This window comes from Metamycoplasma neophronis (assembly GCF_006491995.1).
GTDB classification, from domain to species: Bacteria; Bacillota_I; Bacilli_A; order Mycoplasmatales; family Metamycoplasmataceae; genus Metamycoplasma; species Metamycoplasma neophronis.
In genome coordinates this window covers 1-692 of the sequence record NZ_VHHP01000021.1, presented here as the reverse complement: position 1 = coordinate 692, position 692 = coordinate 1, and the positions used below count along the sequence as shown (strand labels likewise).

Sequence of the window (692 nt, the reverse complement as noted above, 5' to 3'; positions counted from 1 at the left end):
AACGAATACGGCACCGGGCACACAGAAGCGATTGTGACCACCAATATTGATGCGGCCCAACGCTTTACCGAACAGATCGATGCGGCCGCGGTGATCGTGAACGCATCAACGGCGTTCACCGACGGCGAGCAATTCGGCTTCGGCGCCGAGATCGGCATCTCCACCCAGAAACTGCATGCCCGCGGACCGATGGGACTACCGGAATTGACGTCGACCAAGTGGATCGCATGGGGAGCCGGCCACACCCGTCCGGCCTGACGCCGTTGGCTAGAGGAGACCCGATCGTGCTAGAGGAGACCCGATCGTGACCGTGCCCGCCCGGCCCACGCCGCTGTTCGCCGACATCGCCGACGTCTCGCGGCGGCTGGCCGAGACCGGCTACCTGCCCGACACTGCCACCGCGACGGCGGTCTTTCTCGCCGACCGGCTCGGCAAGCCGCTGCTGGTGGAAGGCCCCGCCGGGGTCGGCAAGACCGAGCTGGCGCGCGCCGTGGCGCAGGCCACTGGATCCGGTCTGGTCCGGCTGCAGTGCTACGAGGGCGTCGACGAGGCTCGCGCCCTGTATGAGTGGAACCACGCTAAGCAGATCCTGCGTATCCAGGCCGGCTCGGGAGATTGGGAGGCCACCAAAACCGATGTGTTCAGCGAAGAGTTCCTGCTGCAGCGTCCGCTGCTGACCGCTATCCGGCGCA

Annotated in this window: 1 protein-coding gene and 1 pseudogene; both read left to right on the top strand. The window is 66.3% G+C overall.

The annotated features are described in order from the left end of the window. Window positions 1-291, top strand: a pseudogene (locus FJR74_RS08310) (hypothetical protein); the annotation flags it as partial. 19 nt (window positions 292-310) lie between these two features. Further along, window positions 311-692 (top strand): AAA family ATPase (locus tag FJR74_RS08305; RefSeq protein WP_211333937.1); only part of this gene is annotated, 382 nt, incomplete at its 3' end.